This is a genomic window from Corynebacterium sp. HMSC067D03 (assembly GCF_001811185.1).
GTDB lineage: Bacteria > Actinomycetota > Actinomycetes > Mycobacteriales > Mycobacteriaceae > Corynebacterium > Corynebacterium coyleae.
The window spans coordinates 31,945-54,995 of record NZ_KV803837.1; the positions used below are offsets into that span (position 1 = coordinate 31,945).

A 23,051-nucleotide genomic window follows, 5' to 3' on the forward strand; every position below is an offset into this window, starting at 1 on the left:
ACCGCGGGGCAATGGACCAACTCTTCGGCTAGGAGATAGTCGCGATCGTGGCGTTCGCCTTGACTCGCTCACCCTGCTGAGCCGCCAGCGAGATCTGGCCGTCGCGGGTTGCCTTGATCTGGGATTCCATCTTCATGGCCTCGATCGTGGCAATTGGGTCGCCTTTGGCAACGACGTCGCCGTCAGCTACGAGCCACTCCACGATGGTGGCTTCGTACTTTGTGGTGACAGCTCCTGCGGCGTCGCCGGCGGGTGCAGCGGAGGCTTCAGTCGGCGTGCCAGCGCCACCGCCGGTGCCGAGGAGGGCGACGGGGAAGCCGATGGTGTGGAGTTTGCCGTCGATTTCAACGATCACGTTGCGGCGCTCGTCGTAAATGTGCTCGATGTCCACGTTGTTGTGTCGCTGCGACGGCGAGTAGTTGTGATCCACCCAGTCGGTGTAAACGTCCAGGGTGTCACCGGTCAGCTCGGGGGCGACGACCATGTCGCGATGGAACGGGATGACGGTGCGTACGCCTTCGATGGTGAACTCGGACAGAGACTGCTCGGCGCGGCGCAGGGCGGTGGCGCGGTCCGGGCCCCAGATGATGAGTTTGCCCATCAGTGAGTCGTAGTAGGGCGGGATCTGCCCGCCGGTGATTACGCCGGTGTCGACGCGTACGCCGGGGCCGGTGGGGGCGTCGAAACGCGTCACGGTGCCCGGCGACGGGGCGAAGCCGTTGGTGACGTCCTCCGCGTTGATGCGGAATTCGAAGGCGTGGCCGTTGATCTGTGGGTCGACCGAGTCCCCGGAGACGAACGACAGCGGCAGCCCGTCGGCGATGCGGAACTGCTCGGCGATGATGTCCACGCCCGTGACGGCCTCGGTGACGGGGTGCTCGACCTGCACGCGCGTGTTGACCTCCAAAAACGACACGGTGCCGTCCTCGGAGACGATGTATTCGACGGTGCCGGCGGACTGGTAGTTGGCCTTGCGGATGATCTCGCGTGCGCCTTCTTCGATGGCGTTGCGTTGCTCGTCGGTAAGGAATGGCGCGGGGGCTTCTTCGATGAGTTTTTGGAAGCGGCGCTGGGTGGAGCAGTCGCGGGTGGCAAGTACGGCGACGTTGCCGTGGGCGTCGGCAAGCACTTGCGCTTCGACGTGGCGTGGGTGGGTGAGGAACTTTTCCACGTAGCATTCGCCGCGGCCGAACGCTTCGCGTGCCTCACGTCCGGCGGAGGCGAAGCCCTCTTCGATGTCGGCTTCGTCGAAGACAACTTTCAAGCCGCGACCGCCGCCGCCGAATGCAGCCTTGATGGCGATTGGCATGCCGTGTTCTTCGGCGAAGTCGCGCGCTTCCTCCCACGTTTCCAGTGGTTCGCCGGTGCCGGGGGCGAGTGGGGCGTTGGCTTCGACGGCAAGCGCGCGGGCGGAGAGTTTGTCACCGAGCAGTTCGATGGCGTCGGGGGATGGGCCGATCCAGGTGAGGCCAGCTTGTTCGACGGTGCGGGCAAAGTCGGCGTTTTCGGAGAGGAATCCGTAGCCGGGGTGGAGGCAGTCGGCGCCGGCGCGGTGGGCGATTTCGATGAGTGCCGGGATGTTCATGTAAGTCTCGGCGGAGGTTTTGCCGGGTAGGAGGTAGGCCTCGTCGGCGACTTGGGTGTGGAGTGCCCCGGTGTCGGGTTCGGAGTAGACGGCGATGGAGCGGATGCCGAGGTCGCGTGCGGTGCGTGCGATGCGTACGGCGATTTCGCCGCGGTTGGCGATGAGTACTGCGTTCAGAGTCATTACAGGGTCCTAACTGGGGCGTAAGTGCGTTAGAGGGAAAAGCGTTCGAAGCGGAGTTTGGCGCCGGGTGGGAGTTGGGCGGCGATGTCGACGTCTTCGTTGATCACGGTTGCCATGACGGGGTATCCGCCGGTGACGGCGTGGTCGCGGAGGAACAAGACGGGTTGGCCGGAGGGTGGGATTTGGATGGAGCCTGCGACCATGCCTTCGCTGGGGAGTTCGCCTTCGCGTTCGCGTGTGAGGGGGACGTCGGATTCGAGTCGGAGGCCGACGCGGTTGGAGTCGGCGGTGACGGTGAATGTGGTGTTGAAGAAGCGTTCGACGGCGTCGTTGCTGAACCAGTCGTCGCGGGGGCCGAGGACGCAGCGTACGGTCCCGACGACGTCTGCTCCGTCGCGTTCGACACGCAGGGGGTTGGTGAGTAGTGAGTTGGCGGATTGTGGTTTGGCTAGGGACATGGCGATGGTGTCGCCGCTTTGGAGTGGTTTGGGTCCGAGGCCGGAGAGCATGTCGGTTGCGGCGGAGTTGAGTTCGGTGTCGGCGATGAGTCCGCCACGTACGGCGATGTAGGTGCGGAACCCGAGGCGCGCTTGCTTGACGACGACCTCCGCACCCGCCGGGACAATCGTCGGCGTTGCCAGCAGTACGGGCCTTCCGCCGACGGTGACGTCCGTGTCGGCACCGGTGACGCAGATGACGGTTTCGGTCAGTGCGGTCATGGTGAGCCCGCCGATGTTTTCGAGCAGGGTGGCGTTTCGTTTGTTGCCTACGGCTGCGTTGGCGGTGCGTGCGGAGGCGCGGTCGGCGGAGCCGGAGGTGGTCACGCCGAGGTTGCCGTTGCCTTGGCGGCCGAGGTCTTGGTAGAGGGTTTGCAGCCCGGCGTCGTCGAGTGTGAAGACGGGGCGGCGTGGTGGGGTGGCGAGGTGGTGGCGGGCGAGGGTGGTGTCGTCGTTAAGTGCGTCGACTGCTCTGTAGTGCACACGGTCGCCGGGGGCGACGAGGGCGGGCGGGGTGGCGGTTGAGTCCCACATTGGAGTGTTGGTGGTGCCGATGAGCTGCCAGCCGCCGGGGGAGGTCCGTGGGTAGACGGCGGAGAATTCGCCTGCTAGTGCCACGGCGCCGGCGGGCACGGCGGTGCGTGGGGTGTCGCGGCGTGGGATGCTCAGGGCGCGGGTGGCGTCTTCGGGCACGCAGTAGGTGAAGCCTGGGGCGAATCCGCCGAAGGCTGCGACCCAGGTGGTGGAGGTGTGCCAGTCGATGAGTTCGTGGGTAGCCATGCCGAGCGATTCGGCCAGCGGGGCGAGGTCTTGGCCGTTGTAGAGCACGTCGATGGCGATGTCGCGCGGTTCGGTGTGTTTGGCGGCTGCGGGACTGTAGGTCTGCAGCGTGTCGATTGCCTTGGTGGTCGCGGTGGGCGAGTCGAAGGTAAGCAGTACGGTGCGTGCGGCTGCAACGACGTCGGTTTGGTGGTCGAGCGGGCTTGCCGTGAGTGCGGCGTAGTAGTTCATCACCGTGGCCAGGTCGGGCAGATCGACGATGAGGCCGCGGGTGCCGACCCGTTTGATGCTGAGGGTCATAGGACGCTCGCGATCGTGATGTTTTCGTCGTGAAGCTTGGCGACGACACTGCGTGTCAGCTCGACCGAGCCCGGGGAGTCGCCGTGTACGCAGACGGATTCGGCCTGCACTTTGACTTCGGTGCCGTCGATGGCTGTGACGGAGCCGGTGGAGGCGACCTGGAGAACGCGTTCTGCGACGGCGGCTGGGTCGTGCAGGACGGCGTTGGGTTCGCGGCGCGATACCAGCGTGCCGTCGGGGTTGTAGCCGCGGTCGGCGAACGCTTCGCGGATGACGCGCATGCCGGCTTTTTCTGCGATGTCGACTGCAACACCACCTGGCAGCAGCATGACGGCCAGGTCGGGGCTGAAAGCTTTGATGCCGTCGATGACGGCTTTGGCGTGGGCCTCGTGGTGGACGATGGTGTTGTACAGCGCGCCGTGTGGTTTGACGTAGCGCACGCGCATGCCGTGAACGCGGGCAAGCGCGTCGAGGGCGCCGATTTGGTAGAGGGTTTCGTCGGCGAGTTCGGCCGGGGTGTAGTCCATGAATCGGCGGCCGAAACCGACGGGGTCGTTGTAGGCCACGTGTGCGCCGAGTGTGACGTTATGTGCTGCGGCGTCTTTGAGCGTTCCGGCTATGGAGTGGGGGTCTCCAGCGTGGAAGCCGGTCGCAACGTTTGCGCTGGAGACCATCTGCAGCATCGCCGCATCGTCTGCGACCGGGTTGCCCGCAGTCGTTTCACCGAGGTCGGCGTTGAGGTCGATATGCATGACCCCAGTTATACCGCTGTTCGAGTGTGACCCCGAACATAAGGGGGGTGCGGGGCTAGATGAGCTGCCCGCTGTTGATCTTCTCGATCATCTCGATGATTTCGGTGCTTAGCTCAATCAGTTGGTGCTGGAGGTAGTCGGATGCGCCCTGGCGATCGTCGGCACGCAGCAGCTCCACGATGTGCTCATTAATGCCGATGAAACGGCGGTTGAATGAGGGATCCTTCTCCAGAATCGGGAGGGTGGCCAGGCGGAGGAAGGCGTCGAGCTGGTCCATGGTGTCGCCGAGGGTCTTTGAACCCATCGAGGACAGTACGACGTGGTGGAATGCCTGGTTCACAGCGATGAACAGGTCGTCGTCCTGTTCCTCAATTGCGGTGCGGCCTTCGGCGTTGAGCTCCTCGAGGCGGTCGACGTCCAGGTCGGTGCCCCATAGCAGTGCAGCAGGTTCGATTGCTGCACGTGCGCGGAAGGTGTCGGTGATGAATTCCGCTGTTGGGGTCGCGAGGAACACACCGCGGTTGGGGATGCGCTCGACCAGGCCTTCAGCGGTCAACATTGCGAAGGCTTCGCGCAGCGTATTGCGAGATACCCCGAAGCGGTCAGCGAGGGCCACCTCGTTGAGCTTCTGTCCGGGGATAAACTCACCGCGCGAAATCGCTCTGCGAACTTCGGCGGAAACGTTATGTGCAAGCATGGCATCCGTTTAGGTCAGCGTTACCGGGACTTTTTGAGTGACCCGGTACGGTATTGAAAAGGTTTCGGGAGAAGTATAGCCCATAGATTGTTCAACAATGTCTTCCCTCGCGAGATAATTGTTGTGTCGTTTTTGTCTGTGAGTACGGTTATACCTATGAGCCAAGCTAAAAAGCCGCCGAAGTTGTCCCGTGATGCCTATGAGCAGGAGTTGCTGCGCCTCCAGGCTGAGTTGGTTGCGATGCAGCAGTGGGTCGTCGAAAACGGCGAGCGTGTTGTGATCATTATGGAGGGGCGTGACGCTGCGGGCAAGGGCTCCGCAATTAAGCGCATCACCCAGTACCTCAACCCGCGTCAGTGCCGTGTGGAGGCGCTGCCGAAGCCGACGGACCGCGAGGCGGGTCAGTGGTACTTCCAGCGCTATGTGGAGAAGCTGCCGACGGCAGGCGAGATCGTCATCTTTGACCGTTCCTGGTACAACCGTGCCGGCGTCGAGCGCGTGATGGGCTTTGCCACCTCTGAGGAGTACCGCCGCTTCCTGCACCAGGTGCCGATCTTTGAGCGCCTGCTGGTTGAGGACGGCATCATGCTGCGCAAGTACTGGTTCTCCGTTTCGGATGAGGAGCAGTACAAGCGTTTCCAGTCCCGTCGTGAGGATCCGTTGCGTCAGTGGAAGCTTTCGCCGATGGATCTGGAGTCCATTACGAAGTGGGAGGAGTACTCCCGCGCGAAGGACGAGATGTTTGTCCACACCGATATTCCGGCGGCGCCGTGGTACACGGTGGAGAGCGAGGACAAGAAGCGGTCTCGCATCAATGTCATTTCGCACTTGCTGTCGACGATTCCGTATGAGCATATTGAGCCTGACCTCCCAGAGATTCCCGAGCGTCCGGCGATCACGGACTATGAGCGTCCGCCTCGCGACGAGTTCCGCTACGTGCCCGATGTCGCCGCCAAGTTGGAGAAGCGCAAAGTGGGCAAGGGCAGCAAGAAGAAAAAGAGAAAGTAGTTACCGGGGCAGCCACTGCGCAAGGAGCGCCCGGACCGGGGTAAGGGTTGATGCGTAGGCGAGACCGCCAAGTACGGCGAGCACGCCCACGGCGATGCCCGCGATCGCCCCAGGGCTGAGAGCAGTCGCCCCGAATGTCACGTTGAGATCCACTTCAGAGTCTTTTAGCAACGTGCCCTTCGGGTAGTGCCTGAGGGACTTCTCCATGCCGGTATCCGACACCGTTGTCCGGTTGTGCTCTGTCACTCGTTTCGGCGGGGTGATCTCGCTGCCGAGTGTGAAGGTGACCAGCGGCTCGTCGTCCCCCTTGGCGCCGACTGGCTTGTACGTCTTGTTCGCGACCCCGGCGAGGAGGTAATCGCCGTACAAAGTGGCGTTTTTTCCCTCCACCTTCAGCTTGAGGTCCGAGTATTTTACATCTACGGCCCAGCCGTCGTAGCCACCCGCATTCTTGTATCCCTGTACCTGCGCTGAGCCGTCGAGCGCGAATGTCCACGTCTTTCCGGTCCGCGTCGCGGAGGTGACCGGGAAGGAGAATTCAAGCGCTTCCTGGTTCCACGTCGCGCCCCCGCCTGTGAGCACGCGACCTTGACCTTTAATGACGGCCTGATTCAGAAAACCGGTGGAAATGGGCCACACAAATTCGCCGCCAACCTCGGCGGGCTCAGCAGAGGAGCTTTCGGCGGCGGCAGGAATTGCCAGCGCAGTGGCGAATATAAGCGCGGAGAACCCCGCCGCAGCGGCGTTTCGGGAGATGAGCATTGAGGCGAATCCTTTTCGAATCAAATGAGGGCCCCGCCGGACGACGGGGCTCTTGAGGCAGTGTTTAACGCACCAGTTGGGGCAGTTGTGGAGGCTTGATGCCGAGGATTGACGCGGCCCCCTGTATGAGGGCGCTGAGCGCGAACCCTAAACCGGTGAAAGCCATCGCCAGTGCGATTGCCCGCGTGGCTTGCGTAGCCGGCGAGCCGTCGTCTGTCGAGGAAATCTCCGTGAAAGTGTCTTCCTCCGCAGTTTGGCCTTCGGCGACGGCGGGGGAGCAAAGCAATAGCGCCACCGCCACCGCGGTGGACAATCGCGCCTTGCACATGGACGCTACTTGCCCATGAACTGGTTAATCAGCTTCTGGACCGAAGGCTGAGTCGCCGCAAAGCCCAGGCCGCCCAGCACTGCGATAACCGCCATGACAATGCCGACGATTGCGCCGGTGCTCGAGCCGTCCTCATCGGTCGGCTTCGGGTCGGTCGGCTTCGGGTCGGTCGGCTTCGGCTCCTTCTTCGGGGCCTTGAATGCGAGGTTGACGGCGACTTTCGAGTCATCCAATGGCTTGCCGACTTCGTAGCTCGAGCCGAAGATGTCGACGCCGAACTCGGTCAGCTTGGTCGGGATGAACGTCGCAGACAACTTGTTGTCCTTGCCGGGCTTCAGCGCATCTGTGACCTCGAACTCTGCGATCGGCTTGTCGTCTCCGGTGGCGGTGGTGGGCTCAGAGCCCGGCATTGCGCCCTTGCGCACGTAATCCGCCTGCAGGACGCCCTTCGTGCCGTTGACCACAATCTTGAAGTCGGACATCTTGATGTCCATAGCGCCGTGATGGCCCTCGATCGAAATGGCGCCGTCGAGGTCAATGGTGCCGTTGCCGTTGGCATCGAGGGCGGAGTCGGCGGCATTGACCGGAAGTGCGAAGTCAGCAAGCTTGCCGTCGCGAAGCACCTTCTCCGCGCCTTCCGTGGTTGTGATGGTGCTGGCGACGAACGGGGATTGCACGTAGCGCAGGAACGATTCCTTGATGTTCCAGTGCGCATTTCCCGACTCGATGGTTGGCGCATCCGCGAAGGCAGCGGGGGTGGCGAATGCAGTCGAAATCATGGCCGTGGCGGTGATGGCCGCGAGGGTGGTGGTGCGGGACATTGATGAAGCCTTTCGGTGAGTTGGTGTGGTGGATGTAACATCGCACCTGTGGGATAGGGTAGGCTAACCTTAGCAAGGTATCCCTAACTTTTTCAAGGGGTGGGGGGAGCTGGGGCTGGACACCAGAGTCCGGAGACGGGTTCACCCGCCTCGTCGGGGGCCACTAGGATCCGCCCACTGCTTCGCAACACGGTGATGGGCCAGTCGTAGACGGAGCTGAGAATCGCGTCGTTGTACACTTCGTCAACGGTGCCTGCCGCTGTAATCTCGCCCGCCTTAAGGCACACGACGCGGTCGCAATATCGCGCCGCGAGCTGTAGGTCGTGCAACACGACGATGACTGTCACACCGCGACGCGCAAGCGCGCGAACGGCTCCCATCGTTTGTTCTTGGAAGTGAACGTCCATGGCTGCCGTTGGTTCGTCGAGAAGCACGACCTGCGTTTGCTGCGTGAGCACCCGCGCGAAGGCTGCGCGGGCTCGCTCTCCGCCGGACAGCGTCACAATCTCGCGGTCCTGTAGGTGGGTGATCCCCGTCGCGTCGAGCGCCGCATCCACGATCGCCGCATCGTCCGGCCCACGGCCCCAGGGGTGGCGGCCCATTTCGACGACATCGCGCACGAGGAAGGAAAACGCCACGCTGACGTCTTGGAGCATGACAGCGCGCGTGCGCGCGAGTTCGGAGGCTGTGCTTTCCGACGCATCCTTGCCCGCCACCTCGACCACTCCGTGCGCGAGCTGAATGTCACCCGCCAAGGCCGACAGCAGGGTCGACTTTCCGGCTCCGTTGGGTCCGATAAGCCCGGTGACCTGGCCGGCGGTTGCGTGCAGGTCGACTTGGTTAAGAATAGTGCGGTTTTGCTTCTGCACAGTGACGCCACGTGCGGTAACACTCATATCTGGTGGTTCTTTCGTATCATTTGCCGCAACAGCAAGAAGAATGTTGGCCCACCGATCAGCGCGGTAAATATGCCAATCGGTAGGTCTGCAAAGGGGATGATTGTGCGGGCGAGAATGTCGCCGGCACCGATCAAAAGTGCCCCACCGAGAGCTGAAGCGGGGAGCAGCACCTTATTGGAAGGGCCTACTGCAGTGCGCACGATGTGCGGCACCACAAGACCCACAAACCCGATCAGTCCCGCAAACGAGACAGCGGCAGCGGTGAGCAGCGTCGACAACACGATCGCCGCCATTCGCAGGCGTGTGACATTGAGCCCGACGTGGTAGGCGGCCTGGTCGCCGAGTGCGAGAAGGTCGAACTTGCTGCCTAACAGTATCGCCAGCGTCAGTGACACGATGACCACGCCTGTCACTGCGCCCGTTTGCGCCCAGTTCGCGCCCGAGAGAGTGCCCATCTGCCAAAAGATGATTTGCTCTCGCGCGGTCGTGGGGGCCATAAAAGTGAGCACTGAAATAATGGCACCGCAGATAGCGTTGGCCGCGATACCCACCAAGATCAGGTTGAGCACGCGAACCTTGCCGCCGACTCGTGAGAGGAAGTACACCACCGCGGTTGCAAGGGTCCCAGATATAAAGGCAAGGACGGGCACCGTCATCGTGCCGAAAGTGGTGAGCCCGAAGACGAGCGCGACGGCGGCCCCGACGCCCGCGCCGGTGCTCACGCCGATCACGCTCGGCTCCGCGAGCGGGTTGGCGAAGACTGCCTGCATGAGCGCCCCGCTGACGCCCAGCGCGGCACCGACGAACAGACCGAGCATCAGGCGGGGGAGTCGGATCTGCCAGATCACGGACGCTTCCAGAGAGGTTGCAGACAGCGGGCCGGCCTGGAGAATCGGCCACAGCTCACGGACCGAAAGCTCGAACTGTCCAACCATGATCGAGCCGATGGCTGTCGCCACCAGCAGCACACTGACGGTCGTGAACAGCGCCACACGGCCGCGGCGGCGGGCGTGAAACACCTCGGCGGAAGATGTCACTGCCCCTCCCCGTACAGGGCGTGGGCTGCGCGCAGCAGAAGTTCCCCGGTTTGGGGGCCGAACGCAAGCGAGTCGCCGTCGGGAAGTGAAAGCACGCGCTTGTGCTGGCCGGCGGTCGTCTGTGCGACACCGGGTCGTTGAAGCAGGCCCTCGATATCGCCGGTGGATTGCAGCCCGCCGTTCATCATGACGAACACCTCCGGATTGACCTGGGCGAGCGCTTCGGGGCTGGCGGGGGAAGCGTTGCCGATGCCGTTTTCAGTGTTCACGTCGACGCCGCCGAGCGCCTCGATGAGGTCCTTGGTGCCGTCTTCGCCGCCGAGCAGGTAGAACACGCCGCCGGTCCCGCGCGCGTACAGGAATGACATGCGCAGCGGCTGTTTCGGGACGACCTGTTTGATCGCTTCGAGAGCTTGCTGCACCTCTTTTTCACTTCGTTCCGCGAGGAGTTTGCCCGCTTCTGGCTCCCCGACGACGGAGGCCACGTTCATGATGTCCTCTCCCATTGATGCCATGGTCCGTTTCGGCTCCATGACGACGGTGGTCACGCCCGCCGCGCGGATTTGGTCGATGGCCTCGCTCGGACCGACGGAGTGATCCACGATGACCAACGTCGGGCGCAAGTTCAGTATTGCCTCCACGTTTAGTGAGTGACCGTTTTCGGTGACCACGGGAAGGTCAGAAAGCGAGGGTTCCGCGGAGCTGACCGTGCGACCGACAATGTTGTCCGCCAACCCGATACCGCGGAGCGTCTTTGTGTAGGTGCCGTAGAGGTCGAGCGCGAGGATGCGGGAGGTGTCGGTAACCGTGACGTCGTGGCCGTCGGCGTCAGTGAGTTCGACGGGCAGCGCAGTTTCGCGCTCCGCTTCGACGGGTTCTACCTCGGAAATCTCCGATACCATCGCGACGCCCTCAGCCTGGTGCGGGTCGGCTCCGGTTGCGAGCGACTGCGAAAGCGCCTTTTGTTCGGTTTGCACGGGGTTGTCCCAGCTGGCGCAACCTCCAAGCGACAGACCCACGGCCGCCGCGACCGCGCAGACGAGGGGTGTTTTCCAAAGCTTCATTGAGAGTTTCCTTTTCTATCCGGTTTTATCCGGTCGCAATAAACCTGGTCAGCGCGCCACCGGCGCCGAGCAGCGAGGCCACCAGAAGCAGGAGTTTGGCCACCGTTGAGTCGTCCCAGCCTCCGCTGCCGGCGCCGTCGCCTGCCGCGGAGTTTTTGATCTGGAACTTTCCGCCTTCGGGCTGTTTGGCGGATTCCACGGCATCTGTACCTTCTACCTCGTCGAACACGCTGCCTTTTGCGTTTTCGGGGGTCGTCCCTGAGTTCAGCTTCGCTTGGGCTCCTGCCGTGCCGCCGCGCTTCAGCGCCGCAGCGTCACCTGCGGTTCCGCCTTTGCCTGTCGACGACTCCGAGGAGGCCCCACCCTGCCCCTCGCGGCAGTTCGCCGTGTTGCCGAGGCGAGCGCTGAAACTCACTGGGTCGAGTGGGGCCCCAGCGGGGTAGAACTGGCCGAACGCCTCCGCGCCGACTTGGGTGAGCGTCGCCTGCGCGGAGCCGGACACCGCGGAATCGGAAACGCTCAGCTCGCTGAAGGATAAGTTGGCGATCGCGATGCGGCCGAAATCATTCGCCTTGCCATCAGTGCTATTCGACGAAACATTGATGACGATTTGGCCCGAATCGCCACTGAACTGGATCTCCATATTGGAAAAGCGGGTGTCTAACACCCCTTCGTGGCCGGTGAAGTGGATGGTGCCGGGGTAGAGGATGGAACCGGAGCGTGCGGCAGTGTCCACCGCGCCGGAATTGCCGGAGAACGTGAACGCGTTGCCGTCGTCGCCGACGCCTTTGAGTTCCCAGCGTCCTTTCGCGATGTTGCCGCGGATGTACGTGCGGAAAGATTGGCGAATGCCCCACTGGGCCTCGGAACTGACAATCCCGCGAGACGCGCTCGAGTCACAGATCCCGCTGTCGCTGGCGCCACCCGCAGGTGCCGCACCAGTGGGTTTTGCTGCATTACCGGTGTTCGTGCCGCCACTCACCTTCGGCGCGCCGGCTGGTGTCGCGGGGACGGAGCCAGGGTTGACGTTCGCTGGACTGTTCGTTGCGTTGGAGGTTCCTCCCGTTCGGGGGGCATTGGACGTGGGGGCGCCGCTGTTGGCCGCTGGTGCAGGGCTCGTGCCTTCCTGCGTCGGAAGTACCCGGCGATGCAGTGACTCACCGCTGCGCAGCAGTGTCTCAGTGTTGGCGAACATCGCGTTGAGTTCTTCCAGGGTGTCGTTGATCTCGCCGAGGAGGCGGGCCGGGCCGGAGGTGGCGCCCGATCTCTTTGCGCCGGAGGTGCCGCCGCCCTCTTTGGGCTGTGGGGCGGGGCCGGAGGCGTCGTTAAGCGATAGCTCAATTGTGACCGGGTCGAGTGGAGCGCCCACCTCGTAGAAGCCACCGAAGATCTCCGCACCGGTTGTGGTGAGGGAGGTGGGGCCTGCGATGGTCGTTGTTTGTGCGGAGAAATCCGGGGCGGCGTTGAGCGCGATGGTGGCGAGCAGCTCTTGGGTGCCTTCGCGCACCGGGCCGGTCGAGTTCATGCCCTCGTACTTCCGTGAAGCGTAATCCACCCGCAGTTCGGCTTGAGCGCCATTGACCACCACTGTGGGGTTGCGCAGCGTCATATCAAGCGCGCCGTTGTGCCCGGTGAAATGGACCTCACCCTGGAAGCTGATTTCGCCGGCCGAGGCTGAAGTCAGTGCCGAGGATTTGGCGTCGAACGTGAAACCGTCGCCTGAGCGCTGTGCGCCGCCACCGACCGAAATGCTGCCGTGGGCTATGGGACCTTCGATGTATTTTCTGAACGATTCGCGCACCCCCCATTGCATGGTTCCCGCTGAGACACTGCGGTGTGTGCTGGCAGACTCTTCGGCCGCCGCGAGAGGAAGAAGCGCAGGCGCGGCGCCGAACATGGTGGCGGTAAAGCCGATCAGACTCGCGCAAGCGACTGCGCCGAGGTGGGTGCGAACATTCATGGTTGCCTCGAGGTGCGAAATAGCAAAAAGTAGGTAGGCTAACCTTACCTAAGTAAGGTTAGGTTTGCATAATGTTGAAAGGGGTTGTCGTGATGGCGCAACAGACGGGACCTGCTACCAAACTCATTCGACCTGTCGGTGTGCGATTGCCGCGCACATATGAAGGCGGCGCTGTGCACTTCGTCACCTGGGAGCGCGCCCTGATCGCCTTGATCACAGGTGTGATCGCGTTTGGGGCGGGTACCGGAAGCATCTGGGTGGCGTTCCCTGCGAGCGTGGCGTTGGTGGCTGCGGTTCTCGGGCTTTCGTCACTGCCCTCGCATAAGGGCCGCGATGCCGGTGCTCGACTGGGCAAACGCGCGGGGATCGTCCTCGCGGTGGCTTGGGGGTTGATTGTTTGCTTGGCAGTGCTAGTGCTGTTTCTGGTGCCTGCGCAGTTCACGCTCACCGGCGGAGTGCTCACTGCGTTCGTGGCGGCTGGGGCGATCTGGGGTGCGATCGCTTACGTTGACAGGCGTTAAGGAGCCTCGGCCTAGCCGGCGTGGGTCGAAAGGTCCTGGAACACTGCCTGGTTCAGGGCGAAAACGTGCTGGGCGGTGGAGATGATTCGTGCGCGCTCTTCGTCGTTAAGCTGCATCGCGTCGAGCGTCTCCTTGTAGTGCGCGCGGTAGTGTGGGATCTTGCCTACCGCGGAGAAGTTGTAGAAGTGCAATGCCTCGTCGGGCAGCGCGTACGCATTCTGGAACACGCGTGCGAGCACCTGTCCGCCGGCAATGTCGCCGAGGTAGCGCACGTAGTGGTGGGCGATGACTTCCGGGCCGGAGTCCGGGGTGAGCGCCTCGAGTTCGGCAACGTAGCGCCTCGTGGCATCGAGTGGGGCGGTGGTTTCCTTCCAGTCGGCACCGAGCATGGCGGTGAGATCGGCTTCGAGGGCGGGCACGCGCTCGAGGCGCTCGTCGGCGATCTGCGCCACCGCGGGGTGGGAAGCGGCGCGGCGCACCGCATCTTCGAGTGCCGAATAGATGTGGAAGTACTGCACTGTCAGCTCTGCTACGGCTGCCCGGTCCAGCTCGCCTTTTCCAAGGCTCGACATGAAGGGGGTATTCTCGGCGCTGGAGTGCGCAGTGGCAGTCTGGTCTTTGAGTGCGGCCGACAGTCGCTGGTCAGTGGGGGCGGCCATGGTCATCTGCTTCTCCAATCTAGGAATGAAGGGTAGGTTACCCTTAGTTGCAGATTGAGAATATAGGTAAGCCTAACCTTCAATCAATCACCCAAAAGGTTGATCCGCTTCGGGCGCCCGCGTGGTGTGGATACGGTCTTGTCGCCGGGGATCCAGAACCGCCACGGGGCGTCTTTGTTTTTGGAGATCCCGATGCGGGGTCCTGCGACCCATTCGGGTTCGGTGTTGCGCGGGGTGAGGTGAATGGGGGTGCCGTTGTCGCCTAATCCCAGTGCGAGTGCTTGGCCGAGGTTGCCTGGCCCGCGGGCGAGGTTTTCAAACGGGATCAACGCGCGGTCGGGGCGTTGGCGTCGCTGGCGGGCGAGTGCTTCGCCGGCGACGACTTCGCCGCCACGCATGAGGCAGCCTTGGCCGATGCCTTCGGGCGCGCAGACGATGTTGCCGTTGTGGTGGATGCCGTAGGAGAGGTAGACGTACAGCCTGCCGGGTGGGCCGAACATGGCGGCGTTGCGGGCGGTTTTGCCCCTGTGCGTGTGGGCGGCGGGGTCTTCAGCGCCGAGGTATGCCTCGATTTCGGTCAGGCGCACGGTTACCCCGTTGTGGGTGATCAGGCACCCTAGCAACTGCGGTGCGACGACGTCGGCGGGTTGGGTGAAGTCGATCATTGCAGCCATTGCGCAAGCTTATCGACGACCGCCTCGTCCCCATTCGTCCCAATCACCTCATCCGCGATCGCTTTGAGGTCGGGGTGTGCGTTGTCCATCGCTACCGCGTGGCCGGCGGCGCGGAGCATGCCGAGGTCGTTGAGGAAGTCGCCGAATGCCGCCGTCTGTGCAAGGGGGATGCCCAGCGTGCCGGCGAGCGCTTCGAACGCGTGGCCCTTGTCGGCATCGGGGTGCATGATGTCCAGCCAGTGCTTGCCGCTGACCACTGCGCGCAGGTCGGGGGCGTGTTCGCGGACCCAGGGCAGGGCGTCGCGTTCGGCGTCGGTTTCAACGTAGAGGGCGATCTTAACCACGGGGCTGGGGTGGTCGCCGAGCGCCGACAGCGTTGTGCGCGAGGCGTAGTACTTGTCCACCTCCGCGTCGATCGCCGGCGGCAGCGGGAGGGTGGCGGCCACTTCTGGTGCACAGATGACGGCGTGGGCGGGAAATGGTGCGTCGGGTAGCGCTGCGATGAGGTTGCGGGCGGCGTCTGCGGGCAGGGCCGTGGTGGAGACAACTTCGCCGGCGTGCCACACCACCGCGCCGTTTTCGGCGATGAACGTCTCGCATGCGGGGAACATGCGTTGCAGTGTTGCCAGTTGGCGGCCGGAGGCGGGGGTGATGGTGACGGGCTGGGCGGTGGCGTCGTCGTAAAGCTGCCAAAAGCGCTCAGGTACCTGGCCTTCCGGGGTGAGGAGGGTGCCGTCCATGTCGAGTGCGATTAAGCGTGGCGTCTGCATTGCCCACACCATACCGGTGTGATGTGGAACACTGGGCGGCATGACTGAGTTTGTGAAGACCGAAGTACGCGGCACGACCGGGGTGATCACCCTCGACCGCCCCAAGGCCCTGAATTCTCTGAACCCGGAGATGGCGCGCGCCATCGACGAGATCCTGAAGCAGTGGCGTGACGACGACACCGTCACCCAAGTTGTCATCCAGTCCTCTGGCAAACACTTTTGCTCCGGCGGCGACGTCCGTGCCGCGCGCGACGGTGTCCTTGAGGGGCGCCTGGACGAGGTCGATGCGTTCTTTGCCGACGAGTACGCCATGAACTTGGACATTGCGAACTACCCCAAGCCGTACATCGCGCTGTGCAACGGCGTGATCATGGGCGGTGGCATGGGTGTGTCGGCGCACGGCTCGCACATGGTGGTCACTGAGGACGCGTTCGCCTCCATGCCGGAGATGAACATCGGCTACATCACTGACGTGGGTATGTCGTGGTTGCTGCAGAACTTGCCGAAGCACCCGTCGCAGGCGCTTGGGGCGTTTTTGGCGCTGACGGGGTATCGGCTTACCCCCGATGACATGCTCGCCACCGGTCTGGCGACGCACAAGGTTGCCTCGCTCGAGGGAGTGCTTGACGGGATCGTGGAGCACGGGCCCGGCTACCTCGACGAGATCGGGTTGGAGCAAGGAGAATCGCAGCTCGAGGCACTGTACGAGGACATCGAGGCCACCTTCACCGGCTCCTGGGCCGAGATCCGCGAGCGCCTTGACGGCGAGTTCGGCGAGAAGGTGCAGGAATTGACCAAGCAGGCGTCCCCGTCGTCGCTCGTGGCGGCGGCGGAACTCATCGCAGCCAACGCATCACAGGATCTGGCCGGCGCGCTGGACAACGAGCGCCGCCTGGGCGCGGTGATGGTGCGTGAGCCGGACTTTGCGGAAGGGGTGCGTGCGGTGCTCGTCGATAAGGATCAGGCCCCCAAGTTTGCCCCCGAGGCGGACCCCTCCAAGTATCGCGCTGTCCTGCGCTAAAGTAAATGGCGGTGTGGGGCTGAAATTGCCCCCGAATCCAACACGCTGAAGGAGCAACGTTGACCGAAACCACAAACCCCCGCGACGACTGGAACCACAAGCTCACCCTTGCCCAGGAGATGCTGCCGCTGATCAGCCGCCTGCACCGCGAACATAACGCGGTCACCTCGGTTTACGGCCGCCTGCTGGTGGGTGTGACCGACATCGAGATCATCAAGGCACACCGCTACGCGCGTCGTATCGACGAAAAGGAGCTCGCCCTCGACGAGACGCTCCCGATCCTGCGCGAGCTCGTGGAGATGGATCTCGGCACCGCTTCGATCGACCTCGGCCGCCTGGCCAAGGAGTTCAAGTACTCCGAAGAGAAGGATCTGCGTACCTTCCTGGATGCGCAGCTCGCTGACGTCATCGGTACCTCCTCCGAGCTCGATGCACGCGACGTTGTGCTCTACGGCTTCGGCCGAATTGGCCGTCTGCTCGCCCGCATCCTGATCGCGCGTGAGGCAATGTACGGTGGCGTGCGCCTGCGTGCGGTGGTGGTGCGTAAGAAGGGTGACATCGACATCATCAAGCGCGCATCCCTGCTGCGCCGCGACTCCATCCACGGCCCGTTCAACGGCACGATCACCGTGGATGAGGAGAAGGAAATCATCTGGGCCAACGGCACCCCGATCCAGATGATCTACGCCAACGACCCGGCCGAGATCGACTACACGGCGTACGGCATCAACAACGCCATCGTCGTCGATAACACTGGCGTGTGGCGCGACCGCGAGGGCCTGTCCCAGCACCTGCAGTCCAAGGGTGTGGACCGCGTGCTGCTTACCGCGCCGGGCAAGGGCGACATCCCGAACATTGTCTACGGCATCAACCAGGACATGATCGGCGACGAGCGCATCCTGTCCGCAGCGTCCTGCACCACCAACGGCATCACCCCGGTGCTGAAGGTGATCAACGACCGCTACGGCGTCAAGCACGGTCACGTTGAGACGGTTCACGCGTACACCAACGACCAGAACCTGGCCGACAACTTCCACAAGGGCAACCGTCGCGGCCGCGCAGCGGGCCTGAACATGGTGCTCACCGAGACCGGCGCGGCGAAGGCCGTGTCTAAGGCACTGCCGGAGTTTGAGGGCAAGCTCACCGGCAACGCCATCCGCGTGCCAACCCCGGACGTGTCCATGGCTGTGCTGAACTTGGACTTGGAGAAGGACGTTGAAAAGGACGAGGTGAACACCTTCCTGCGTCGCGTGTCCACCCACTCCAACCTGCGCCAGCAGCTCGACTACATCTACTCGCCTGAGGTTGTGTCGACGGACCTGCTTGGTACCTCCCACGCATCCGTGGTTGATGGTCTGGCCACGATTGCTTCCGGCAACCACCTCGTGCTCTACGTTTGGTACGACAACGAGTACGGCTACTCTCACCAGGTGGTTCGCGTTGTTGAGGACATTGCGGGTGTGCGCCCGACCGTGTACCCGGCACGCAAGGAGCCGTCTGAGATTCAGTAGCGCGTTTGCTTAGCGACGACTCCACCGCCCCGGCCGCATTCGGCCGGGGCGCTTCGTCGTGTAGTAAGGGTGTGGAATAGCTGGCAGTTCCGTAAAAGATCTAGATAAGGCATATAACTAAGTGGTATCATTCCTGTGTTTTACCGTTCGTTTCCCGTGCCTTTGCTTCGAGAAAGTTGAATGACGCCCATGTCTCGCTATTCCGATGACCCCCGTCGCGTACACCGCCCACGGGGCATGCGCATCACCGCAGTTGCGACGGTGCTCGCGCTTGCCGGCACGGTCGCCGAAGTCCCGCTGGGTACCTTCACGCCGGTCGCGCACGCGCAGAGGGCGCCCATTCTGCAACCTGGTATCGACCATGGCGAGGTTCGCATTGAAAACGGCAATTGGCGAGGAGCGGTCTTCTTCAACGGATCCGTGCGGGTGAAGACGGTATCCATCGAGTTCGTGCCGCCGGAAACCGCGCCCCCGCCGCTCTTCGCAAGTACTGTTAAGTCAGCGCCGAAGGATGATCCGGTATTCAAAAGAATCCCTGAAGTCTCGCAGTTCAAGCTTGATCACCGCGTTTACAGAAACCGCCAAGAAGTTGTGCTGAAGACATATGATGTCACCGTCCACCGCAGCATCGCGACAACCCCCTCAGGCAATTATGCGATTCGACTGCGCTATGAGCTACCGGAAGAGTTGCAGGTAGAAAGAATGCACCGCCTGATCCTTTGGGGGATGGGCAAGGGCGGTTATCCGACTCCGATGGCCGGTGGTGGCTCCCGGTACACCGTGCCTATGGTCAACATGGCTTCGCCGGGCAAGGTGCGTGTGCATAATCCGGACGAGGAGCCAGTCGGCCGCCCGAAGGTGTTGGTGAACAGGAAGTGGACCAACCGCCAGGGCAAGGAAATCGTCCTCCAGGGTGAGGAAGCGGTTGCCGATAACGGCTCCTACTGGCTGACCTCCAACAACCCGAGAACGACGTACCAGATTGGCGTGCGACCTCCAGCGGGCTTTGTCAGCCCGGCGACCAAGCCGTGGAAGGACGAGGCCACCGCCCCGGATTTTGATCTGTACCCGATCACCGTCACCGGCCGGGTGATCGACGACAAGGGAGTCGGCATCTCCGGTGCACGTGTGACCGTCGGCGGTAAGTCGGCCCAGACTGATCAAAGCGGTAACTTCACCGTGCCCAAGGTTCCGGTGCCCAAGGATCCAGAGGATAAGTACACGCTGGTCGTGGGCGAAACTGAGGACAGTCAGGGGACAGAGGTCGAAGGTGTCGTCGTTAAGGATCAGCGCGTCAACCGCATCGCGGACCCGATCGTTGTGCAGCGCAAGCAGCAGTACGGCAAAGTCAGCGGCAAGGTCAACGGGCTGCCGGAACGCACCAAGGTGAAGGTGCGTGTCGTCGGTACGAACACTGTCGTAGACACCGATGAGAACGCGGAGTTCACCATCCCGAACCTGGCAGTAGGCAAGCACGTGCTTGAGGTCGTCCCAGAGTCGCTGCCGAAGGGCTATTCGGTGACCCAAACGGCAGACGTGGACGTCAAACGCGCAACAACCGCGAACGCAAACTTCACCGCCACACGCGACAAGGGCAGCATCTCCGGCGTGATCTCCGGCGTGCCGGCCGACAAGCAGGTCAAGGTCCGCGTCACGGGTCCCGAGATTTTGGAACAGACCGTCTCAGGCGGCCACTACAGCTTCCCGGACCTGCCCACCGGGGACTACCGCGTCGAAGTGATCAAAGACTCCGTGCCACGCGGATACTCCGTCACGGGCCCGCAGAACGCCAAGGTGGAAAAGTACGAAAACAGGACTGTTGGGTTCGCGGTGATTGCGGACAACGTCACGGGCGAGATCAAGGTGGTCGACGACGCCAACAGGCCAGTTGCCAATGCATCAGTCACCGTTGACGGACGGACCGAAACCACCAATGCGGAAGGCCTTGCAACGTTTGCGGATCTCGCGCCGGGTGCCTACACCGCCGCAGTGTCTGCTGCCAGGGGCAAGTACAGCGGCGCATCCCAGGGGTTCGTGCTGTATCCGGGCGATAATGATCCGGTGACGGTGAAGGTTGGTTCACTGAACCAAACCGGTGGCATTGTTGTCGACGATCTTGGTCAGGCTGTGGCGGGTGCGCAGGTCGTCGTCAAGCAAGGCTCCCGTGTCATCGGCACTTTCCCGACCACCCCGGAAGGCAACTTCAACGCCGGCGCGCTGGCTGCAGGCAACTACACCGCAGAGGTGGCCCGTAACAACACGTACGACGCGGCGAGTGCAAACTTCACAGTCGAACCCGGCGGAGACACCGAGTCGGTGATGCTCAAGGTCGCGCTGCACCGCGGGTCCATCAAGGTTGGCACCTCGGGGACGTTGGCTCCGACGGAGGTGTTCCTCAACGGCGGCCCGAACAACGAGTACCTGCCGATTGAGGAAGCCGGCGGCGACTACGTCTTGAATGACCTGTACCCGGGCAAGTACACCCTCGGCGCGCACGCACCGGAGGGGTACTCGATCGAAGGCGGCGGTGCTGTCACCATCAACCCAAATGAGACGTCGGAAAAGACGCTTAATGTGGTGCGCAATTTGGGCAATATCGCAGGTAGCGTCACTGGCCTGCCGAGCGGACAACCCGCCGAGATCCAGGTACGTGGTGCAGACCAGAACACCGCTGGCGTGAAAAAGACTGCGGCGGTGGTCAACGGGGAGTACTCGATTGCTGATCTGCCAACGGGCACCTACACCGTCGAGATTGATGGCCCGCAGGGGTATTCGGCGCCGTCGCAGGCTGCGAAGGTGAAAAAGGACAGCACCGAAACGCACGACTTTGCGCTCGTGCTGGACAAGGTGGACCTCGTCTTGCAGGTTGTCGACGACACCGGCCACCCCGTCGCCAACGCCAAACTTGATGTCGCCGGACGCACGGTGAATACCAACGCGGAAGGCATGGCTACGGTCGAGGACATCCTGCCCGGAACCTATACGGCCAAAGCAGCCGAAAGCGAGACCCACAGCGAAGGCAGCCGCGAAATCACGCTGCAGCCCGGCAAACACAGCAGCGGCGAAATCCTGGTGAAGACGCTCAACGCGGTGAGCGGCACGCTTCTCGACGACCTCTCCGCACCCGTCGCCAACGCCCCCATCCTCATCACCCAGAACGGTAAGGAAAACGCCAAGGATACGACCGACGCACACGGCAGGTTTAACGCGGGCAAACTGCACGCCGGCGAATACACCGTGCAGGTTGAATCCAGCGACAACCACGGAGGAACAACCCAGCGTTTCAGTGTCGAGCCGAACAAGCCGCGCGACCTGGAGCTCACGGTGGCGCTGGTCAAGGGGTCCGTCAACATCTCGGTCACGGGTGATGCGGAGCCAGAGTCGATCACGATCACGGGTGGTCCGAAGGACGAAACCCGCAAGGTGGAAAAGGTTGACGGCAAGTACGTCGTCGATGGCCTTTACCCAGGCGATTACACCGTGACCGCAAAGGCACCGAGCAACCACACCGTCACACGTGAAAACGACGGCAAGGTCACGGTCAAGCCAGGCGAGCAGTCCAACCTGGGCATTACGGTGAAAAAGGAGCCGGCGACGTCGAATCCGGCCCCGCAGCCGGATCCGTTCGTGTGGGCACCCGTGGTGGTGCACGCCGGTGAGGTCGGCATCGGCACGCCAACGCGTAAGGGGAGCAGCGACCCGGTGCCGTCTGGGTTCACCACCAACGGCGTGGAAAAGGTCATCTCCGGCAACAAGACGGAACAGGTTGCGCCGAAGGATTCCTGGATTCGTGTGGAGCAGGACGGCACGGTCGTCGCCACGCCACCGCGCGATGCCGCGCCCGGAACTTACCGCGTAGAGGTCAACACACCGACGGGCCAGCGCGAGGTCGTCGAGGTTGTCGTGGCTGAAGAAAAACCCATGGCCGATCGCTACACGGTCGAATGGGCGAAAACCCCGGTGCCTGCTGGTGTGGAGCGCTCCTCGAGCTCGCCGCGTGCGCAGGTGGTGGAGCGCGGCTTCACATACGACGACCGCGTGCTGCCCGCAGGAACAACGTTTAAGCCGAACGCCAAGGGCGTGACCATCGACGCCAAGGGCAGCATCACGTTCAAGCCGGAGGCCAACGCAAAACGTGGCACCCACACGGTCCCGGTCACGATCACTTTCCCGGACGGCAGTTCCAAGACGGTCAACGCCGTCTTCGAGGTCGGCGAGCCCATGCTGGCCGACCTGGCAAACCTCGGCTACGAAGACGAGATCATGGTGGTCCCGGGACTGAGTGCAACCGTGCTGCGCACCGGCGACGCTGCGTTGCCCGAGGGTACGACCTTCAAGATGAAATCCGGGTCGAGCCTGGGCGGCTGGTCCGCGACGGTGGACGCGAACACCGGCGACGTGCGAGTCAACGCGCCGAAGGTGAACGCGCGTCCGCTCACGGTCAAGGTCATCGCCTACTTCCAGGATGGTTCCACCAAGGAACTTGAAGCGCGCGCTCGCTTGGCCACAGCTTCTGCACACGCCGTGAAAAACTCCATCTCCTACCCGTCTACCACGGTGCGGGTGGGCAACACAGTTGCAGTCGCCGCTGTTGGCGATGCGGTCAAGGGTGCGGTCTTCGACGTGATCGATAACGCTGGCCTTGACGTCGGCGTGAACAGATCCACCGGCGCGCTGCGCATCACGGCGCCGAAGAACGCCGAGATCGACGAAACTTACAAGCCGCTGATCCAGGTGCGCTACCCAGACGGCAGCGCACGCGAAATCACCGCCACGGTCACGGTGCCTTCGGATGCGGCGACGTTTGACGCCGGATACGTTGGAGCGAACGTACCCATTGGCGGCGAGGCTCGTCCGGAACCTTCGTCGAAACTGCCAGAGGGCACGCGGTTTAGCATCGACGGCTTCAACGAGCAGGGCTGGACAGCAACTATCGACGAAAAAACCGGCCGTATCACCGCCCGGTCCAACGGCAGTGTGCCCAACGGCAAAACCACCTCCGTCAAGGTGCGGGTGACCTACCCGGACGGATCCTCCGAACTGGTCAACGTCCCCCTGACGGCGAGGGCGCCGGAGGAAGTGGTGGTTGAGGACAAGGGGTCGTCGACAAGCGTTGGCTGGATCGCGGTCCTCGTGGGCGCGCTGGCGCTGCTTGCCGGCGTAGGATTCGCCGCATTTTTGAACCAAGACAAGATCATGCAGGTACTGGGTAGGTAGGCAAC

At 62.9% G+C, this 23,051-nt stretch carries 19 protein-coding genes; 5 read left to right on the forward strand and 14 right to left on the reverse strand.

Translation table 11 applies throughout. The features are described 5' to 3' along the window. Nucleotides 1-28 precede the first annotated feature (28 nt). From HMPREF2785_RS08385 to HMPREF2785_RS08400, 4 genes are read right to left on the reverse strand one after another with little or no spacing between them, the layout of a single operon-like run. Nucleotides 29-1,768, reverse strand: coding sequence for an acetyl/propionyl/methylcrotonyl-CoA carboxylase subunit alpha (locus HMPREF2785_RS08385; protein ID WP_070614892.1), 1,740 nt, complete (start codon nucleotides 1,766-1,768; stop codon nucleotides 29-31). 29 nt (nucleotides 1,769-1,797) lie between these two features. Then, nucleotides 1,798-3,345 (reverse strand): 5-oxoprolinase subunit B/C family protein, encoded by a 1,548-nt coding sequence (locus tag HMPREF2785_RS08390; protein ID WP_070614893.1) that lies wholly within the window; start codon nucleotides 3,343-3,345, stop codon nucleotides 1,798-1,800. Then, a complete protein-coding gene (locus HMPREF2785_RS08395) occupies nucleotides 3,342-4,097 on the reverse strand; it encodes a LamB/YcsF family protein (protein ID WP_070614896.1) in 756 nt (251 codons plus the stop codon). Before HMPREF2785_RS08395 ends, HMPREF2785_RS08390 begins: the two co-directional genes overlap by 4 nt. Before the next feature lie 55 nt (nucleotides 4,098-4,152). Beyond that, nucleotides 4,153-4,794, reverse strand: a complete 642-nt coding sequence (locus HMPREF2785_RS08400; RefSeq protein ID WP_070421271.1) for a GntR family transcriptional regulator — start codon at nucleotides 4,792-4,794, stop codon at nucleotides 4,153-4,155. 156 nt (nucleotides 4,795-4,950) lie between these two features. On the opposite strand from HMPREF2785_RS08400, the gene ppk2 reads away from it, so the two are divergent. Then, on the forward strand, nucleotides 4,951-5,802 hold the full coding sequence (gene ppk2, locus HMPREF2785_RS08405) for a polyphosphate kinase 2 (RefSeq protein WP_070421270.1): 852 nt from the start codon (nucleotides 4,951-4,953) through the stop codon (nucleotides 5,800-5,802). Here ppk2 and HMPREF2785_RS08410 read toward each other — a convergent pair whose 3' ends face one another. The 7 genes from HMPREF2785_RS08410 to HMPREF2785_RS08440 all read right to left on the reverse strand — a co-directional run bounded on the left by HMPREF2785_RS08410 (nucleotide 5,803) and on the right by HMPREF2785_RS08440 (nucleotide 12,673). Beyond that, nucleotides 5,803-6,564, reverse strand: coding sequence for an HtaA domain-containing protein (locus HMPREF2785_RS08410; RefSeq protein ID WP_070421269.1), 762 nt, complete (start codon nucleotides 6,562-6,564; stop codon nucleotides 5,803-5,805). A 64-nt stretch (nucleotides 6,565-6,628) separates the two neighbouring features. Then, nucleotides 6,629-6,892 carry a hypothetical protein gene (locus HMPREF2785_RS08415; RefSeq protein WP_070482633.1) on the reverse strand — a complete coding sequence of 88 codons (264 nt, stop codon included), beginning with the start codon at nucleotides 6,890-6,892 and terminating at the stop codon, nucleotides 6,629-6,631. A 5-nt stretch (nucleotides 6,893-6,897) separates the two neighbouring features. Continuing rightward, nucleotides 6,898-7,713 carry an HtaA domain-containing protein gene (locus HMPREF2785_RS08420; protein WP_070614898.1) on the reverse strand — a complete coding sequence of 272 codons (816 nt, stop codon included), beginning with the start codon at nucleotides 7,711-7,713 and terminating at the stop codon, nucleotides 6,898-6,900. A 92-nt stretch (nucleotides 7,714-7,805) separates the two neighbouring features. Further along, nucleotides 7,806-8,609: a heme ABC transporter ATP-binding protein gene (locus HMPREF2785_RS08425; RefSeq protein ID WP_070421266.1), complete on the reverse strand. Its 804-nt coding sequence runs from the start codon at nucleotides 8,607-8,609 to the stop codon at nucleotides 7,806-7,808. Then, nucleotides 8,606-9,649 carry a FecCD family ABC transporter permease gene (locus tag HMPREF2785_RS08430; protein WP_070614900.1) on the reverse strand — a complete coding sequence of 348 codons (1,044 nt, stop codon included), beginning with the start codon at nucleotides 9,647-9,649 and terminating at the stop codon, nucleotides 8,606-8,608. The genes HMPREF2785_RS08425 and HMPREF2785_RS08430 overlap by 4 nt, the downstream gene beginning before the upstream one ends. Continuing rightward, entirely contained in the window at nucleotides 9,646-10,713 is a 1,068-nt protein-coding gene (locus tag HMPREF2785_RS08435; protein WP_070482637.1) for a heme/hemin ABC transporter substrate-binding protein, read from the reverse strand. The genes HMPREF2785_RS08430 and HMPREF2785_RS08435 overlap by 4 nt, the downstream gene beginning before the upstream one ends. A 25-nt stretch (nucleotides 10,714-10,738) precedes the next feature. Then, on the reverse strand, nucleotides 10,739-12,673 hold the full coding sequence (locus HMPREF2785_RS08440; RefSeq protein ID WP_070421263.1) for an HtaA domain-containing protein: 1,935 nt from the start codon (nucleotides 12,671-12,673) through the stop codon (nucleotides 10,739-10,741). A 92-nt stretch (nucleotides 12,674-12,765) separates the two neighbouring features. Between HMPREF2785_RS08440 and HMPREF2785_RS08445 the strand changes: the two genes are divergently transcribed. Then, complete coding sequence (locus HMPREF2785_RS08445) at nucleotides 12,766-13,194, forward strand: hypothetical protein (protein WP_070570903.1); 429 nt, start codon at nucleotides 12,766-12,768, stop codon at nucleotides 13,192-13,194. Between the two features lie 11 nt (nucleotides 13,195-13,205). Here HMPREF2785_RS08445 and HMPREF2785_RS08450 read toward each other — a convergent pair whose 3' ends face one another. The 3 genes from HMPREF2785_RS08450 to HMPREF2785_RS08460 all read right to left on the reverse strand — a co-directional run bounded on the left by HMPREF2785_RS08450 (nucleotide 13,206) and on the right by HMPREF2785_RS08460 (nucleotide 15,297). Continuing rightward, nucleotides 13,206-13,853, reverse strand: a complete 648-nt coding sequence (locus HMPREF2785_RS08450; protein ID WP_070614939.1) for a biliverdin-producing heme oxygenase — start codon at nucleotides 13,851-13,853, stop codon at nucleotides 13,206-13,208. Nucleotides 13,854-13,936: 83 nt separating this feature from the next. Then, nucleotides 13,937-14,518, reverse strand: a complete 582-nt coding sequence (locus HMPREF2785_RS08455; RefSeq protein WP_070614941.1) for a DNA-3-methyladenine glycosylase — start codon at nucleotides 14,516-14,518, stop codon at nucleotides 13,937-13,939. Beyond that, entirely contained in the window at nucleotides 14,515-15,297 is a 783-nt protein-coding gene (locus HMPREF2785_RS08460) for an HAD family hydrolase (RefSeq protein ID WP_070614902.1), read from the reverse strand. The genes HMPREF2785_RS08455 and HMPREF2785_RS08460 overlap by 4 nt, the downstream gene beginning before the upstream one ends. Before the next feature lie 40 nt (nucleotides 15,298-15,337). Between HMPREF2785_RS08460 and HMPREF2785_RS08465 the strand changes: the two genes are divergently transcribed. From HMPREF2785_RS08465 to HMPREF2785_RS08475, 3 genes are all read left to right on the forward strand, one after another. Further along, nucleotides 15,338-16,318, forward strand: a complete 981-nt coding sequence (locus HMPREF2785_RS08465) for a 3-hydroxyisobutyryl-CoA hydrolase (RefSeq protein WP_070614904.1) — start codon at nucleotides 15,338-15,340, stop codon at nucleotides 16,316-16,318. Nucleotides 16,319-16,437: 119 nt separating this feature from the next. After that, nucleotides 16,438-17,829 (forward strand): glyceraldehyde-3-phosphate dehydrogenase, encoded by a 1,392-nt coding sequence (locus tag HMPREF2785_RS08470; protein WP_141750676.1) that lies wholly within the window; start codon nucleotides 16,438-16,440, stop codon nucleotides 17,827-17,829. Between the two features lie 189 nt (nucleotides 17,830-18,018). After that, on the forward strand, nucleotides 18,019-23,046 hold the full coding sequence (locus HMPREF2785_RS08475) for a carboxypeptidase regulatory-like domain-containing protein (RefSeq protein ID WP_168164685.1): 5,028 nt from the start codon (nucleotides 18,019-18,021) through the stop codon (nucleotides 23,044-23,046). The last annotated feature ends 5 nt before the right edge of the window (nucleotides 23,047-23,051 follow it).

Coding starts and splice junctions, on each gene's coding strand:
- HMPREF2785_RS08435 (WP_070482637.1), bottom strand. CDS start 10,713: ATGAAGCTTTGGAAAACACCCCTCGTCTGCGCGGTCGCGGCGGCCGTG.
- HMPREF2785_RS08445 (WP_070570903.1), top strand. CDS start 12,766: ATGGCGCAACAGACGGGACCTGCTACCAAACTCATTCGACCTGTCGGT.
- HMPREF2785_RS08395 (WP_070614896.1), bottom strand. CDS start 4,097: ATGCATATCGACCTCAACGCCGACCTCGGTGAAACGACTGCGGGCAAC.
- HMPREF2785_RS08415 (WP_070482633.1), bottom strand. CDS start 6,892: ATGTGCAAGGCGCGATTGTCCACCGCGGTGGCGGTGGCGCTATTGCTT.
- HMPREF2785_RS08425 (WP_070421266.1), bottom strand. CDS start 8,609: ATGAGTGTTACCGCACGTGGCGTCACTGTGCAGAAGCAAAACCGCACT.
- HMPREF2785_RS08440 (WP_070421263.1), bottom strand. CDS start 12,673: ATGAATGTTCGCACCCACCTCGGCGCAGTCGCTTGCGCGAGTCTGATC.
- HMPREF2785_RS08385 (WP_070614892.1), bottom strand. CDS start 1,768: ATGACTCTGAACGCAGTACTCATCGCCAACCGCGGCGAAATCGCCGTA.
- HMPREF2785_RS08450 (WP_070614939.1), bottom strand. CDS start 13,853: ATGGCCGCCCCCACTGACCAGCGACTGTCGGCCGCACTCAAAGACCAG.
- HMPREF2785_RS08455 (WP_070614941.1), bottom strand. CDS start 14,518: ATGATCGACTTCACCCAACCCGCCGACGTCGTCGCACCGCAGTTGCTA.
- HMPREF2785_RS08420 (WP_070614898.1), bottom strand. CDS start 7,713: ATGTCCCGCACCACCACCCTCGCGGCCATCACCGCCACGGCCATGATT.
- HMPREF2785_RS08475 (WP_168164685.1), top strand. CDS start 18,019: ATGTCTCGCTATTCCGATGACCCCCGTCGCGTACACCGCCCACGGGGC.
- HMPREF2785_RS08465 (WP_070614904.1), top strand. CDS start 15,338: ATGACTGAGTTTGTGAAGACCGAAGTACGCGGCACGACCGGGGTGATC.
- HMPREF2785_RS08460 (WP_070614902.1), bottom strand. CDS start 15,297: ATGCAGACGCCACGCTTAATCGCACTCGACATGGACGGCACCCTCCTC.
- HMPREF2785_RS08410 (WP_070421269.1), bottom strand. CDS start 6,564: ATGCTCATCTCCCGAAACGCCGCTGCGGCGGGGTTCTCCGCGCTTATA.
- ppk2 (WP_070421270.1), top strand. CDS start 4,951: ATGAGCCAAGCTAAAAAGCCGCCGAAGTTGTCCCGTGATGCCTATGAG.
- HMPREF2785_RS08470 (WP_141750676.1), top strand. CDS start 16,438: ATGCTGCCGCTGATCAGCCGCCTGCACCGCGAACATAACGCGGTCACC.
- HMPREF2785_RS08400 (WP_070421271.1), bottom strand. CDS start 4,794: ATGCTTGCACATAACGTTTCCGCCGAAGTTCGCAGAGCGATTTCGCGC.
- HMPREF2785_RS08390 (WP_070614893.1), bottom strand. CDS start 3,345: ATGACCCTCAGCATCAAACGGGTCGGCACCCGCGGCCTCATCGTCGAT.